The 13,942-nt window shown below is 36.8% G+C and carries 15 protein-coding genes and 9 tRNA genes; 12 read left to right on the top strand and 12 right to left on the bottom strand.

Annotated elements, in window-relative coordinates; translation table 11 throughout:
- Positions 1-98: 98 nt before the first annotated feature.
- The 9 genes from WC906_00680 to WC906_00640 form a co-directional block, all read right to left on the bottom strand.
- Positions 99-494 (bottom strand): hypothetical protein, encoded by a 396-nt coding sequence (locus WC906_00680; GenBank protein ID MFA5776942.1) that lies wholly within the window; start codon positions 492-494, stop codon positions 99-101.
- A gap of 151 nt (positions 495-645) precedes the next feature.
- Positions 646-717, bottom strand: a tRNA-Gly gene (locus WC906_00675).
- Between the two features lie 93 nt (positions 718-810).
- A tRNA-Ile gene (locus WC906_00670) sits at positions 811-882 on the bottom strand.
- Between the two features lie 10 nt (positions 883-892).
- A tRNA-Phe gene (locus WC906_00665) sits at positions 893-964 on the bottom strand.
- Positions 965-987: 23 nt separating this feature from the next.
- A tRNA-Val gene (locus tag WC906_00660) sits at positions 988-1,061 on the bottom strand.
- Positions 1,062-1,067: 6 nt separating this feature from the next.
- Positions 1,068-1,151: transfer RNA gene (locus WC906_00655), tRNA-Leu, on the bottom strand.
- A 41-nt stretch (positions 1,152-1,192) separates the two neighbouring features.
- On the bottom strand, positions 1,193-1,630 hold the full coding sequence (gene rplS, locus WC906_00650) for a 50S ribosomal protein L19 (GenBank protein ID MFA5776941.1): 438 nt from the start codon (positions 1,628-1,630) through the stop codon (positions 1,193-1,195).
- A 227-nt stretch (positions 1,631-1,857) separates the two neighbouring features.
- On the bottom strand, positions 1,858-2,031 hold the full coding sequence (locus WC906_00645) for a hypothetical protein (GenBank protein ID MFA5776940.1): 174 nt from the start codon (positions 2,029-2,031) through the stop codon (positions 1,858-1,860).
- A 122-nt stretch (positions 2,032-2,153) separates the two neighbouring features.
- Positions 2,154-3,254 carry an O-antigen ligase family protein gene (locus WC906_00640; protein ID MFA5776939.1) on the bottom strand — a complete coding sequence of 367 codons (1,101 nt, stop codon included), beginning with the start codon at positions 3,252-3,254 and terminating at the stop codon, positions 2,154-2,156.
- A 527-nt stretch (positions 3,255-3,781) separates the two neighbouring features.
- On the opposite strand from WC906_00640, the gene WC906_00635 reads away from it, so the two are divergent.
- From WC906_00635 to WC906_00615, 5 genes are all read left to right on the top strand, one after another.
- Entirely contained in the window at positions 3,782-4,906 is a 1,125-nt protein-coding gene (locus WC906_00635; GenBank protein MFA5776938.1) for a nitronate monooxygenase, read from the top strand.
- Between the two features lie 95 nt (positions 4,907-5,001).
- Positions 5,002-5,074, top strand: a tRNA-Ala gene (locus WC906_00630).
- A gap of 121 nt (positions 5,075-5,195) precedes the next feature.
- Positions 5,196-5,822 carry a hypothetical protein gene (locus WC906_00625; GenBank protein MFA5776937.1) on the top strand — a complete coding sequence of 209 codons (627 nt, stop codon included), beginning with the start codon at positions 5,196-5,198 and terminating at the stop codon, positions 5,820-5,822.
- Between the two features lie 9 nt (positions 5,823-5,831).
- Positions 5,832-5,908 (top strand) — tRNA-Arg (locus tag WC906_00620).
- A 7-nt stretch (positions 5,909-5,915) separates the two neighbouring features.
- Entirely contained in the window at positions 5,916-7,376 is a 1,461-nt protein-coding gene (locus WC906_00615) for an HDIG domain-containing metalloprotein (GenBank protein ID MFA5776936.1), read from the top strand.
- 37 nt (positions 7,377-7,413) lie between these two features.
- Here the strand turns inward: WC906_00615 and WC906_00610 are convergent, their stop codons facing one another.
- From WC906_00610 to WC906_00600, 3 genes are all read right to left on the bottom strand, one after another.
- Positions 7,414-7,659 carry a hypothetical protein gene (locus tag WC906_00610; GenBank protein MFA5776935.1) on the bottom strand — a complete coding sequence of 82 codons (246 nt, stop codon included), beginning with the start codon at positions 7,657-7,659 and terminating at the stop codon, positions 7,414-7,416.
- Positions 7,660-7,771: 112 nt separating this feature from the next.
- Entirely contained in the window at positions 7,772-8,008 is a 237-nt protein-coding gene (locus WC906_00605; GenBank protein MFA5776934.1) for a hypothetical protein, read from the bottom strand.
- 176 nt (positions 8,009-8,184) lie between these two features.
- On the bottom strand, positions 8,185-8,832 hold the full coding sequence (locus WC906_00600) for a hypothetical protein (GenBank protein MFA5776933.1): 648 nt from the start codon (positions 8,830-8,832) through the stop codon (positions 8,185-8,187).
- 278 nt (positions 8,833-9,110) lie between these two features.
- Between WC906_00600 and WC906_00595 the strand changes: the two genes are divergently transcribed.
- From WC906_00595 to WC906_00565, 7 genes are all read left to right on the top strand, one after another.
- On the top strand, positions 9,111-9,881 hold the full coding sequence (locus WC906_00595) for a helix-turn-helix domain-containing protein (protein MFA5776932.1): 771 nt from the start codon (positions 9,111-9,113) through the stop codon (positions 9,879-9,881).
- Between the two features lie 36 nt (positions 9,882-9,917).
- A tRNA-Val gene (locus WC906_00590) sits at positions 9,918-9,991 on the top strand.
- A 344-nt stretch (positions 9,992-10,335) separates the two neighbouring features.
- Entirely contained in the window at positions 10,336-10,950 is a 615-nt protein-coding gene (locus tag WC906_00585) for a hypothetical protein (protein ID MFA5776931.1), read from the top strand.
- A gap of 75 nt (positions 10,951-11,025) precedes the next feature.
- Positions 11,026-11,319, top strand: coding sequence for a hypothetical protein (locus WC906_00580; GenBank protein MFA5776930.1), 294 nt, complete (start codon positions 11,026-11,028; stop codon positions 11,317-11,319).
- A 5-nt stretch (positions 11,320-11,324) separates the two neighbouring features.
- Positions 11,325-11,408: transfer RNA gene (locus tag WC906_00575), tRNA-Leu, on the top strand.
- 10 nt (positions 11,409-11,418) lie between these two features.
- Positions 11,419-12,345 (top strand): RluA family pseudouridine synthase, encoded by a 927-nt coding sequence (locus tag WC906_00570; protein MFA5776929.1) that lies wholly within the window; start codon positions 11,419-11,421, stop codon positions 12,343-12,345.
- Positions 12,346-12,631: 286 nt separating this feature from the next.
- Entirely contained in the window at positions 12,632-13,942 is a 1,311-nt protein-coding gene (locus WC906_00565; GenBank protein ID MFA5776928.1) for a S1 RNA-binding domain-containing protein, read from the top strand.

Genomic DNA, 13,942 nt, shown 5'->3' with positions numbered 1-13,942 from the left:
TTCGTTTTTGTCGGAGCTCTTCAATATGTGCAGTTTGAACTGAAATTAAAAAATAAAGGGCAAGAGTCAAAACTCTGACTCTGCCCTGGTGTTATGCCTTACTCTTTTGTGTGAGGCCTTTTTCTTGTGAAGGATATATTGTCTTGCAGCCATTGATCGTTCAGAGATGTTCCTGAAGTTATCTGTGGCTGTCCATGCTTACGAACCGGGTTTTTCTCATTGATGAAATGCACTATTGGCGAATTATCATAGAGAATCGTCAAACAGTTATTATTCATATACAAGTGAATGGCGGGGTAATAATGGTCATCGCAAAAGTGAAAAGCTACATCCTTAACCTCATCTCCGACAAAAACTTGCCCTTTGCCGGTATTGAGATCGAGTCTATTGAACTTTACTCTTTGTCCTGAAGCCAGTTCGATTCCCAAGCGAAGTGTCTCGGTTTTTTTGCAGAAAATTTCTGTTAAAACTGGATCTTTCTTACCTTTTTTCATATCAACCTCCAATTCAAGAGATTTACTCGAGTAAGCCCGAGCTTCTGCAGTTCAGCAGAATATTATTTATAGCTTAATATTTTATTATTGTCAATGTTAGCAATGTTTAATAGCAAAAAACAGCTTGATAAAGCTGCTTTTTTAAAAATTGAGCGGGTAGGGGGAATCGAACCCCCATTTCGTCCTTGGCAAGGACGTGTAAAAGCCATTATACGATACCCGCAAATCAGAATTTTCAATTACTAATTTTCAGTTTTCAAACAAAATAAAATTAGATAATTTTTAACTTTGATTTTTCAACTTTTGATTTAATTTGTGGGACCAGTAGGATTCGAACCTACGACCAAGCGGTTATGAGCCGCCTGCTCTACCGCTGAGCTATGGTCCCATTGAAATTGTGCCGGACCCCAGAATTGAACTGGGGACGCAAGGATTTTCAGTCCTTCGCTCTACCACTGAGCTAGTCCGGCACTCTATTATTATATCATCAAAGTGGACGATGTAGGATTCGAACCTACGACCTTCTCGGTGTAAACGAGACGCTCTAACCAACTGAGCCAATCGTCCAAAAAGTGCGAACGAGAGGACTTGAACCTCCACGGGATTGCTCCCACTACCACCTCAAGGTAGCGCGTATACCAGTTCCGCCACGTCCGCTTCCCGTCTGCTAAGTGGCAGACGTTTTATATGCAATAAGATTATTTACTTTCAATTTCTTCTACTTCTTTCACTACCTCTTCTTTAGGATCTTCTTTCTTTGGCTCCTCATCTATTTTAGCAAATTCTGAAAGATTTTTGTACTTGAGTTTCAGGGATTTGGTAGATTTTTCTCGGATATAATAAAGTTTAGCTCGTCTTACTTTGGCTCTTTTTACTAAAACTATTTTACTGATGCCAGGAGAAAAGATAGGAAGAATAAGCTCAGTGCCTACTCCATGGGAAACTTTTCTCACTGTCATTGTTGGCGAAGAACTTTGTTTGCCTTTGATAGCAATAATTATCCCTTCAAAAACTTGGGAAGTTTCTTTCTCGCCTTCTTTTATTTTCCTAGTTATTTTCACAATATCTCCGCTTCGAAGATCTGGAATTTTTCTCTCTCTTTGAGTCGAGTTGAATTCTGTAATTTTCTTTTTCATAAAAAAATGCCCTGCAAAACCACAAACAACAAAACAATGCTTATAGGCAGGTTAAACTATAAATTAAAAAGCTTTTTTAGCATACAGATAAAAGCTCATTTAGTCAATATTTTTTGAGTTTAAATATGGGTTTTAAGCCCATACTATTATTAACATATAAAAATATTTTGTCAAATAAATAAAAAAACAAACGCTATTCCTATGAAAGCGTTTGTTCTGTTAAAAAACTATCTTATTTCTATCCAACGGTTTGATTTAATCCCAAAGTTTAATATCTTCTCTTCTAGTTTTTTGATTTCATTTTCAGCCAAATCGGCATCTCTCCAATTTCCGCTCGAAAACTGATTAGCCTGAAATGCAATAAAATATTTCAGCTTTTCAAGCAATTCCCGCTTAGACATATATTTAGAGATAACTTATTAAATTATTTTTTTAACTCTAAATTATATGCCTATTTTTAGTAGTTGTCAATAGGAAATTTTTTTAATTTCATACCAAACAATAAATTATATCATTTGTCAAGTTATTTGGCTTTATCTTGTGGATAAGTATTAAATTTTTTACTTGTCCACATCTTGCCCCCAGATAGTAAGCCCAAAACGAACCAAAGCATTATCTGTCCTTGCTGAATATCCCAAAAATAATGATCAAAAAGCATTATAAATAAAAATCCAAAAAATATAGCGCTAAGATAATTATTTGTTAAAAATGTTCCACGTGGAACATTTCTGATCATTTTCCGAACAAACCAAACGAATAAACAAAGACCAATAATTCCCAATTCATTTAAGATAAGCAAAAATACATTATGAACCGGCTGGAATTGCCACTCCTGGATATTTTCAATAGTTTCTAAATTTAAAACAAACTGTCCAGATCCAACTCCAAAAACAGGATTTTCAAAAAATGTTCCACGTGAAACATTTAAATAAAATATTCTATCATCGATACTTTTTCCCGCTATTGAATGCCAATCTGGCTTAACCAAGAAAATTAGCAAAATAATTATTCCCCCAATTAAAGCAAAATATTTAAAATTTTTCTCGCTTATCCTGCGCAATGTTCCACGTGGAACATTTCTGATCAAAACATACGCCAAAGCAATAGTTACTCCAATCCAAGCAGATTTTGAAAAAGTTAAAAATAAAGCTAGCAATTGAATGCCCAAAATAAAATAATCTAGCCAAATGTTCCACGTGGAACATATATTATTTTTCTGAAGTTCTAGGTTTGTCCCATTAAATGTTCCACGTGGAACATTTTGACTGGGATTAATCATATTCTCTTCATTTTTGCTATTTTTAAGATTTTTTAATAAATTAAATGGCTTTAAAAAAGCAAGAGTTAGGGTTATTGATAAAACTAGAAACCCACCTAGAATATTGGGATGAGGAAATAAACCGTAAGCTCTAATGTATTTTTCTCCACCAAACACAACCTTGGCTACTCCTGAAATATCTGGAGAAAGGATGCTTTCCTTAAGCCAAGTTAATCCGATCGATTTTTGAATAACAAATTGCCAGATTCCAACAATAGACTGAATTACTCCTGTGAATATAATAATACTGGCAGAGTTACTGAAGATGTTCCACGTGGAACATCTTTCGTTATTTTCACTTTCCACGTGGAACATTCTAAAAATAACCCACAAATAAAGTAAGTAAAATTCAAGTAGTTTTAATGATCTGAAAAAAGCCACTTGCCAGTTGATTGACCAGAAAACGCTAGCGAAGGAAAGAATTATCAGTATCAGCGGAATTATAACAATTTTTTGCTTTAAATAAGCCTTATAACCAATAATAGTGCTTGACTTATTTATTATTTTATTGTGTAGTATATCAAGCCCCCTGCTCAATAGCACCAACAAAAGAAAAATATCAGACAAATACAAATAAACTCCCGTATATTCATTGAATTGACCCCTGATTGAATAAAAAAACAAAACCTTCCTAACTGAAAGCGTAAACGTAATTAGAAATCCATAAAAAAACCACACTTCTAACTTATTCAAATGATTAACTAATTTCTGCATAATATAATTATACATCATTCTTTAATTCTCCAACATTACTTATAAGATGCTTTCGTGATATAATTTTGTTATTGCTGTTCAGCTCTTATACAACAAAATAAAAAGAAAAGGGGTGTGAAATGAAAAAAGAAAAAGAACAAAAAGATTCATCGTTACCATCCCTTATAATAAAGGGAAAGCGTATAACGATACCAATCATTCAGGGTGGAATGGGCGTAGGAGTATCTCTTTATCCACTCGCTTTGGCAGTCGCTCGTGAGGGGGGTCTCGGGATTGTTTCGAGCGCCGGTATAGACAGGGTCGTATCCAAGAGACTCAACAAGAAAATGTCAACTTACGAGGCAGTGCGCGAGGAGTTGGAGCTGGCAAAAGCCGGAGGAGGCGTTACCGGTATCAACATTATGGTGGCGTTGATGCGCGACTATGAGGACTCCGTTAAGGGTGCTATAGATGCCGGAATAGACGTGATTATCTCCGGTGCAGGGTTGCCAATGACCCTTCCGACCATTAAATCCCCCGGAGACACAGCGCTTATTCCCATCGTCTCTTCGGCCAGGGCCCTTGAACTCATCTGTCGCAAGTGGGAGAGGAGCGGGTATAGGCCGGACGCGGTTGTCCTTGAAGGCCCGCTGGCCGGCGGTCACCTCGGGTTCAAGTTCGATGAACTTGTTTTGGACTCAAATAAACTCGAAAACCTCCTTCCTCCCGTTAAGGAAACAGCTCAAAAATATGGGGATCTTCCGGTTATCGTAGCCGGCGGTATCTTCACGCGAGAGGATATCCTGCGTTTCCTTCGTTTGGGAGCGGATGGAGTACAGATGGGCACTCGTTTTCTGGCTACGGAAGAGAGCAGTGCAACTCCAGAATACAAACAGACTGTCGTGAATGCAGGCAAGGAAGACATAATTGTTGTCCGTCGCCCGGGTTCGCCCTGCGGTTTGCCCTTTCGCGTTATTCGTCAGGCGCCCGGATTCATCTCAGCTGAGAGAAACGCAAGAAAGCCGCGATGCGACAAGGGGTATGTTCTTCTTAGAGGTAGAGACGGCAACTGGCTTACCTGTCCGGCCAATTCAGATTCTGGCGATTACTTCTGTATTTGCAATGGTCTTCTTTCTTCGGCCGGATACAATTCAGATAAAGAAGAACCGCTCTATACCGTTGGAACAAATGGCTATAGGGTAGACAAAATATTGCCTGTAAAAACTCTTATGAAAGAGTTGATTACAGGAATCGTTGAAGATTGAAATTGGCCTGCTTGGGAAATCCTAAGCAGGCCTTGTTTTTTTATTGACCAATCGCCAAAAGTTGTTATGATTAGTTATGTAAATTTAAAAAATCTGGGCCGTTAGCTCAATTGGTAGAGCGTTGCTATGGCATAGCAGAGGTAACCGGTTCGATCCCGGTACGGTCCACAAGATAACTTTAGTTTTTCAATTTATTCTTTTTTTGTTGGATTTATAGACGTTGATTAGTAAATGCTTTTTATTGTAAAAGAGCACTTGCTATTTCTATTAGGTACTATATAATAGAAATATGCGAATACATTCATCAGAAAAAATAAAAAAGCTAAAAGAGCTAAGAAAGATTGGATATAGCATACCTGAACTTGTAAAAAAATTATCCATACCAAAAACTACCGTATGGCACCATATTCATAATGTCAAAGTGCTGCCTGCATATGTTTCAGTATTAAATTCAAAAAGAGGAGGAAGTGCGAAACGAAAACAACAGAATATAGAACTTGCAAAAGAAAAGGCTATCAATTTGCTAAAAAATCCAGAGAGAGAATTATATATAGCGATAGCGATGCTTTATTGGAGCGAAGGCAGTAAAAAAGTATGCGAGTTTATTAATTCTGATGGAAAAATGATTCAGGTTTATTTAAAAATTTTAAGAGACTATCTCAATATATCAAATGATTCTATTGGAATAACTATTAGATATTTTTCTGGAATGGATAGAGACAAGTGTTTAAAATACTGGTCTAAAAATACAAAAATTTCAAAAAGAAAATTTATTATACGCTTTAATGATGGCGGAACAGGAGGAAGAACTAAATATGGAATGTGCCGAGTGACTATAAAACGCGGTCACAATATTCTGAAATTAATGCATTCCTTAATAGATAAAATTTCTGAACAAATATTAGAAACTGAATAATTTTAATTTGCTCTCGTAGCTCAGTGGATAGAGCGCCGCCGTCCTAAGGCGGGCCGTCGTAGGTTCGATTCCTGCCGAGAGCACCAAAGAAATATGTTATCAAAAATTCCAAAATCAGTTTTGGAGATATTGCAAAAACTTCAAGAAAATAGCTTTGAAGCGTACATTGTCGGTGGATGCGTGCGCGATTTACTGATGGACCGCCAGCCGAAAGATTGGGACATCACCACTAATGCCAAGCCGGAAGAAATAATGGAAGTTTTTCCGGATAGTTTTTACGAAAACAAATTCTTTACGGTCGGAATAAAAACCGAGGATGAAAATATTCCAATAGTCGAAGCGACTACTTTCCGCATCGAACAAAAATATTCCGACAAGCGCCATCCGGATGAGGTTAAGTTTGCAAAAACTTTAGCCGAGGATCTGGGACGGAGAGATTTTACCCTTAATGCTTTGGCTGTCGAAGTCAAAGGTCAAAGGTCAAAAGTCAAAAGTGATTTTGAAATAATTGATCTGTTTGATGGACAGAAAGATTTAGAAAATAAAAATATCCGAGCCGTAAGGAATCCCAATGAAAGATTTAATGAAGACGCATTGCGCATGATGAGAGCTATCCGATTCGCCTGCGAATTAAATTTTGAAATCGAAAAGAAAACACTGGAAGCGGTAAAGAAGAATGCTAAAAATTTACAATATGTCGCCGAAGAAAGAATTAAAGATGAACTTCAAAAAATTATTTTATCCGACCAGCCATCTGAAGGAATTGAGATGCTCCACGAAACAGGACTTTTAAATTTCATCATTCCCGAATTGGAAAAGGGATACGGCGTAAAACAAAATCGCCATCATATTTATACTATCTATAAACACAATCTGTTGTCTTTGAAATTTTGTCCTTCCAAAAAATTAGAGGTGCGTTTGGCTGCGCTTCTGCATGACATCGCCAAACCCCAGACCAAAAGAGGGGAAGGAGAAAATGCGACATTTTACAATCACGATCATGTCGGAAAAAAAGTGGCGGAAAAAATATTAAAGCGCCTCCGATTTTCTAATGATGTTGTTGAAAAAACAATCCTGCTCATCGACAACCACATGTTCTATTACAACCCGGATGAAGTAGGGGAAAGTTCCGTGAGACGCCTTATCAAGAAAGTTGGCCTGGAAAATATCAAGGATCTCATTGACCTTCGCATTTCTGATAGATTGGGATCTGGGGTTCCGAAAGCCAAGCCATACAAACTTCGTCACCTTGAATATATTATCGACAAAGTTTCGAGCGATGCTATTTCCGTAAAGATGCTGAAAATAAACGGCAATGATCTGATGAAAGTTTTGAAAATAAAACCGGGACCGAAGATCGGAACCATTCTGGATGTTCTTCTTTCCGAAGTGATTGAGGATGCCAAAAAAAATACCAAAAAATATCTTTCCCAAAGAGCTTTGGAACTGGACAAAGTTGACTTGGAAAAACTCCGTAAAATGGCCAAAGAAAAAATTGAAGAAAAGAAAGAAGAAGATGATGAGGAAATCAAAAAGAAACACTGGGTGAAATAAATATTTCTTTACAAAAGAAAAAAGGCAGTGGTTAGATTCAACCGCTACCTTTTGTTTGCCTATGCCTCCTTATTTTTTCGATTGTGTAAAGCAAAGCGCCGATTGCAATCGCCAAGCAGATAATTGTCCACTCGACAATTATTACAAGTGGAATCACCGCTAGCAGGCCTACATCCAAGATTTCCAGACACCATTTCATAGGAATTTTCCAGATCCAGTAAACACCGATCATCATCAGCACAAATACACAACCCACTCTTGAATAGAACATTGTTTCTTTCATAGCAACCCTCCCTTTGATTTTTGTTTTTTCCCTCTAAAAAACTTCTATTCCTAAAAATCTTTTAGAGAGAGGCAAGAAAGTTAGATTCAACTTTCTTGCCTTTTGCTGTTCCTTATCCATCTTGATAAAAGAATATCTCTTTTATCAATTCTGGGAACAAAAGCGGACGAGGATCTGAATCGAAAATTTCATCGTAGATAGGAATGAGCTTATTCATTTCCTCTACCAGATCCTCTGCTGCCCCCTGATTAGCGAGAACTCTCATCATTCCAAGAATAACGAGTGCTCCTTGAGGATGAGCGCAAACACGCTGAAACGAACTTAATTGTTCTCTATCTATCATCTTCATTTTATCTCCTTATCCGATGCTCTGTAGTCCGCGTTGGGTGTCTGCATCGGTTAATTCTAGGCTTTTTATTTTAAATAACTTTTTCCCCATTCAAAATCACAATTGTTTATGATTTTGATAAGAGAGACAAGAAAGTTAGATTCAACTTTCTTGCCCAAAGTTCACCTCCTTGAGTTTTAATTGTCTTCATCCATTAGCCGCGCAAGAAGCTGTTTCCAATCCTTTACGCGATCTTCGGTTTGCATTCTGTTTGAGCAAACAACTTTCACGTCTCCCATCTGGAAGCCGTAAAGACTATCGAATGCGAAGACAAATGGATCATCGTGATGCTTTCCTTGTGTAAGGATTCCCACTTTCCTTACTCCAGCCTGTAGCGCTCTCAATGCAACAATTGGTCCGTATGGCATTTCACCCTGCCTTCTGGCCAATTCACGACCACTCGCTGACATACATTCGTCCCCGCCTTTTGCAAACATCACATCTGTCAAAACTACGTCGAATGGGGCATGCGTGGCCTTTTTCTCTGCCGCCGCATAGGCTTTCTCAACATCTTTCGGCGCCTCCCAATAATAAGTCGTTTTTCCTTCTGGAGAAGAAAGATACCACATGCCGCCCCCATCCTCGTATTCAACTTTTTCAGCAGCCTTCCATTCATTTGGAAGAATCTCCGCAAGAAATTGACCAAGCTCATCCAAATCAACTGTAGCTTGAATTAGTTCATGCGCTTGATCGTATCCAGAAATGATTGTAAGCTCATGTTCTCCTAACTGATTCTTCGCTGCCTCGATATTTTCTCTTCTGTCCTCAACAACTAAAATCTTCATGATTATCTCCTTTTCCGATGCTCTGTAGTCCCTTTGGGTGTCTGCATCAGTTTAATTCATTGGCATATATTCGTTTGGGATTCTTCGCCGAGGCGGCTCAGAATGACAGTAAAATTTAGAGGTGATTTTTTAAGGTTCTTGTTAGGCTTTTCAGCTTAACAAGCAAGTATACAATAAATTGTCAAATAGAGTGGAATAGCATTTAAAATTAATTGCCAATATTGACAATTTTTGCTTTATTTAATATACTAAAAATGTCGAAATATTTTCCACAACTAATGATAAAAGAACTGCTAAAACAACTTAATTTCTCAGAGAAAGAAACCGGTATCTATCTGGCTTTGCTTGAACTTGGATCGGCCAAAGCCAAGGAAATATCACGAAAAACAGGCCTAAACAGGACCACGATATATAATATTTGTGACGAATTACTTCAAAAAGGTTTAATTAGCAAATACAAAAAAGGAGCGTCAACCTATTTCAACGCTCTTGAACCCAAACATCTTTTAACTTATCTCGATCGGGAAAAAGAAGAAAAGGTTAAAGAAGTGGAAAAACAGAAGCAAAAGGTGTCTGAATTATTGCCTCAGCTTGTTTCTCTTCAGAATATTTATTCCACTAAGCCAAAAGTCCAATTTTTTGAAGGCGAGAAGGGGATGCGCGAAGCCTATGAAGACACTTTAGAGTCCAAAGAAATAATTTTAGCTTATGCCAATGTCGAAACAATGCATGAGGGTTTGCCAAATTTTTTTCCGGAATATTATAAAAGAAGAGCCGAAAAGAAAATATTTATCCGCGCTATTGTTCCAAAAAATAAATTATCCATCGAAAGATCAACATACAATCAAGAAGAAATGAGGGACACGAGATTTTTGCCAGAAGAAGCTACTTTTTCTCCAGAAGTAAATATTTACAACAATAAAATTTTAATTGCTTCTTGGAAAGAAAAAATGGCAATCATCATTGAATCGAAAGAATTAGCCGATTTGCAAAAATTGACTTTTAATTTGCTCTGGAACACATTGCCGAGAAATTCAGAGAATATTTGAAATTTTGTGGAAAAGCGTATAGAATTGTAATTTAGAGGACGACTAGCTCAGCTGGTTAGAGCGCTTCGTTCACATCGAAGAGGTCACAAGTTCGAATCTTGTGTCGTCCACATGGAAAATAAATGGATAATGGAAATAATAAAAAGATCGAGCGGATATAAAAAAATTGTTTGTCCTTATTTGAAAAACAACAAATGTATTATTTACAAAGAACGCTTTAATTGCTGCAGGAAATTTCCTGTGAAAAATGGCTATTGTGCAAAATCAAACTGCCAGCTACTTAAGAAAAACATAAAAAATAATACTAAAAAATCCAGCCTTGTGTGCTCTGAATGCAAAAAGATATGCTGCAAATCGATACTTGTTCCAGATAATATAGAAATAACAAAGAAATTTATTGAAAAGTGGATGAACATAGACTGCGATACGTGCAAAAAATTATTTAAATAATTTTATGGCATCGCAAATTGCGCACGTTGTGTACGCTAAAAAATTTTTTGAAAAATACGATCTCCTCGCAGACGAGAAGGACGAGTTTATTTTGGGAACAACCTTTCCCGATATTAGAAGAGTTGATGGAAATATAAAAAGAAAAGACACACATCTTCATTTTTATCCGGTTGATTTGAATTTTGAAAATTTAACCGCATTCGAAGCCGGATGGAAATTTCATTTATATTGCGATATGCGAAGAGAGGAAATTTTGAATAAGTATGATTTTTATTCTTTGAAGTACACTGAAGAATTTTGCAATCAGCCGGCCAAGATGCTGGAAGATGAGTTGGTTTATGAAGAATATGGCAATTGGGAAAAATTAAACGATTATTTCAACGATGTTCCGATTATTTCAACCGGAATAGATATTTTGCAAGAAACATTTGAATTGTGGTATTCAATTTTGGCCAGTTATATCAAAAGAAAGCCAGATGATGATTCAATCGGAGTTTTTTTGTCAAAGCAAGTTGGAATAGGAAATAATCAAAAAGAGATAATTAGAACAGTGGACAAATTGCGAAAAAATGATAAAGTAGTTGAGCTGCTTAAAAAAGTTTCTGAGGAAATAATTTAGTCACGGGACATAGTATACCGGTAGTACACACGATTCGGGTTCGTGTAGACTGAGTTCGATTCTCAGTGTCCCGACATGAAAATAGTTTTCGAAAAAATTAAAGAAAGTCCGGTAAGCGTTTTCAGGCGAGCGGGATATATTTTTCAAAAAAACGAAGGCAACGAAATGAGCTTTGTTTTACCAATGGCCAGAAGCGGTTATCCCAGATTTCATATCTATTGCCATTTGGAAGACGCTAATCTTATAGCAAATTTGCATTTGGATCAGAAGAAGAATACTTACGGAGATGAAACTCGCCATCATGGAGAGTATGATAATAGCGGTCCGGTTGAGCAAGAAGCGAATAGATTGAGAAGTATTATAAAATAAGAAATGCCCAGGTGGCGGAATTGGTATACGCGCTAGCCTTAGGAGCTAGTTCTCGCAAGGGATTGGAGGTTCGAGTCCTCTCCTGGGCACAAAAATCTTATGAAGATAATTAAAGTTGCCGAAAATAATATTGGAGTCCGAATTGATAAGTTCCTGGCGCAGGAATTTTTTTCGCTGAGCCGAGGTGAAATAATCAGAAATATTAAAGAAGGAAAAATTTTAGTAAATAAAGAGATCATAAAACCTAGCTACAAGCTCAAAGAAAATGATGAAATCGAATCCAATGTTTCTTTTAAAAGAGAGGAAGTAATCCCGAATGATGGAATAAAACTAAACATTATTTATAGCGATGACAATATAATCGTTATCAACAAGCAAGCCGGAATCCAAGTTCATCCCGACAGCAATGAAAGAAAAAACACTTTGGCCAATGCTTTGGTTTCAAAATTTCCGGAAATCAAAGATGTGCACGATGAATCGCTGGGAGCATATCTTCGTCCGGGAATTGTTCATCGACTCGATAAGGATACTTCCGGAGTTATGATTATTGCCAGAAATCAAAAAACTTTCGATGAGCTTAAGGAAATGTTTCAGGAAAGAAAGATTCACAAAAAATATGTCGCTATTGTTTATGGACAACTTAAAGATAAAAAGGGAATTATAACTAAAGCCATTGCCAGATCGGAAAGTTATAAAAAACAATCCATTGCCGGAGCCAAGACAAAAACCAAGGTTCGAGGCGCAGTAACGGAATACAAGCAGCTCAAAAGATTTAACAGCTATTCTTTGGTGGAAGCTCGTCCTTTGACCGGAAGAATGCATCAAATCAGAATTCACCTTTTTTCTATCGGGCATCCAGTTGTGGGAGACAAATTATATAAGTTAAAGTCAATAAAAGCTAATATTTTGGCAAAAAGACAGCTTCTTCATGCTGAAGAAACTGACTTTACTCTTTTCGGGAAAAAATTCAGGTTTTCAGCTCCGCTTCCGGAAGATTTTAACGTTTTTCTCAAAAACATTGACTAAATGAGCATAGAATGGTAAGCTGATTCTAAGGTTAATTATTAGGAAAATTGAATAAAAAGGATGGTTTTAATCCTTGGGTTCGTTTCTTGGTAGTTTCCTATTTTTAGGGAATTTTTTTGTTACTACGAATTACAAATCAATTACAAATATACAAATTTGTAACTTAAAGAACGTGAGCAAATTTTTATAAAATTGTAATTTGTAGGTGCTGTATATTTAATTATTAAAAAATGCAAATTGGTACAGATTATTTGTAGATTTGTAGAAAATTTGTATATTTGTAGTGATGGCGAATATTTTAGACAAATTGGCTGAAGAAGTCGATAAAATAAAAGAAGACAAGGATGCAAAAGGTTCAAAAAAGAAAAGCGGTACAAAGATATCTTCAATGGAAGAACTTCTGGATGCAAATCCGATCCAAGTTCCTAATATTGGAGATGTTTTGGAAGGAAAAGTAATTGAAGTTTATTCCAATTACATCTTGCTTGACTTGGATCCTCTCGGAACCGGAATTGTTCTGGGAAAAGAAGTCAAAGATGGGTTAGGCGTCAATAAAATAAAAAAAGGAGATAAAGTAAGCGCGACTCTTGTTGATATTGAAAATGAAGATGGATATATTGAATTATCAATCAGAGAAGCATCCTATGGAAAATCATGGGATGATTTGGAATCCAAAAAGGATACGCAAGATGTTGTGGCAACCAAGGTATCGGATGCTAATAGAGGAGGGCTTTTGGTTGAACTTAACGGAATTAATGGATTTTTGCCTGTTTCTCAGCTTTCCAGTGAACATTATCCAAGAGTTGAAGATGGAGACAAAAATAAGATTTTGGAACTTCTCAAAAGATTGGTAGGAAAAGAAATTAATGTAAAGATAATTGATGCCGACAGAGATGCTGAAAAGCTGATTGTCAGCGAAAAAGCGGCGATGAGTGAAAAAGAAAGAAAAGTTGTTTCTCAGCTTCAAATCGGTGATGTGGTTGAGGGAGAAATTAGCGGAGTAGTTGATTTTGGCGCTTTTGTTAAATTTTTGCCGCCTGCCAAAAAAGATTCTCAAAACGAAACTGACAAGCTAGAGGGTCTGGTGCATATTTCAGAGTTAGCTTGGCAGCTTATTGATAATCCGAGAGAAGTAGCGAAAACCGGAGACAGGGTAGAGGCTCAAATTATTGGAATTGATGATACCAGGATCTCTCTTTCTATGAAGGCTCTCAAAAAAGATCCTTGGGGTGAAATTGAAAAGAAATACAAAGTGGGAGACACCGTTGAAGGCAAGGTTGATAAAATCAATCCTTTCGGAGCATTTGTGTATCTGGACAAAGACATTCACGGACTAGCTCATGTAAGTGAATTTCGAGAAGTTTATCCGGAAAGAAAAATGGAGGAAGTTCTTACGGCTGGAGAGAAATATGAATGGAAAATTCTTTCCATTGAGCCAAAGGGACATCGCATGGGACTAATGCTGATTAAAGAAGAAAAAAAGAAAAAGGCAGAAAAGAAAGAAAAAAAAGAAGACAAAAAGGAAGACAAGAAAGAAAAAAAGGATAAAAAAGGAGGAAAATCTGTCAAAAAAGAAGCTAAAAAGGAAGAGAAATAA

The sequence above is a fragment of the Parcubacteria group bacterium genome, assembly GCA_041657845.1.
GTDB lineage: Bacteria > Patescibacteriota > Minisyncoccia > Moranbacterales > JAKLHP01 > JAKLHP01.
The sequence above is the reverse complement of the archived record's forward strand: the minus strand, read 5'-3'. Positions and strand labels throughout refer to the sequence as shown.

Bases quoted from the DNA above. Each gene is read 5' to 3' on its own strand.
- WC906_00645 (MFA5776940.1), bottom strand. From the start codon at position 2,031: ATGTCTAAGCGGGAATTGCTTGAAAAGCTGAAATATTTTATTGCATTT.
- WC906_00565 (MFA5776928.1), top strand. From the start codon at position 12,632: ATGGCGAATATTTTAGACAAATTGGCTGAAGAAGTCGATAAAATAAAA.
- WC906_00610 (MFA5776935.1), bottom strand. From the start codon at position 7,659: ATGAAAGAAACAATGTTCTATTCAAGAGTGGGTTGTGTATTTGTGCTG.
- WC906_00680 (MFA5776942.1), bottom strand. From the start codon at position 494: ATGAAAAAAGGTAAGAAAGATCCAGTTTTAACAGAAATTTTCTGCAAA.
- WC906_00605 (MFA5776934.1), bottom strand. From the start codon at position 8,008: ATGAAGATGATAGATAGAGAACAATTAAGTTCGTTTCAGCGTGTTTGC.
- WC906_00585 (MFA5776931.1), top strand. From the start codon at position 10,336: ATGGCATCGCAAATTGCGCACGTTGTGTACGCTAAAAAATTTTTTGAA.
- WC906_00635 (MFA5776938.1), top strand. From the start codon at position 3,782: ATGAAAAAAGAAAAAGAACAAAAAGATTCATCGTTACCATCCCTTATA.
- WC906_00625 (MFA5776937.1), top strand. From the start codon at position 5,196: ATGCGAATACATTCATCAGAAAAAATAAAAAAGCTAAAAGAGCTAAGA.
- WC906_00580 (MFA5776930.1), top strand. From the start codon at position 11,026: ATGAAAATAGTTTTCGAAAAAATTAAAGAAAGTCCGGTAAGCGTTTTC.
- WC906_00600 (MFA5776933.1), bottom strand. From the start codon at position 8,832: ATGAAGATTTTAGTTGTTGAGGACAGAAGAGAAAATATCGAGGCAGCG.
- WC906_00570 (MFA5776929.1), top strand. From the start codon at position 11,419: ATGAAGATAATTAAAGTTGCCGAAAATAATATTGGAGTCCGAATTGAT.
- WC906_00595 (MFA5776932.1), top strand. From the start codon at position 9,111: ATGATAAAAGAACTGCTAAAACAACTTAATTTCTCAGAGAAAGAAACC.
- WC906_00615 (MFA5776936.1), top strand. From the start codon at position 5,916: ATGTTATCAAAAATTCCAAAATCAGTTTTGGAGATATTGCAAAAACTT.
- rplS (MFA5776941.1), bottom strand. From the start codon at position 1,630: ATGAAAAAGAAAATTACAGAATTCAACTCGACTCAAAGAGAGAGAAAA.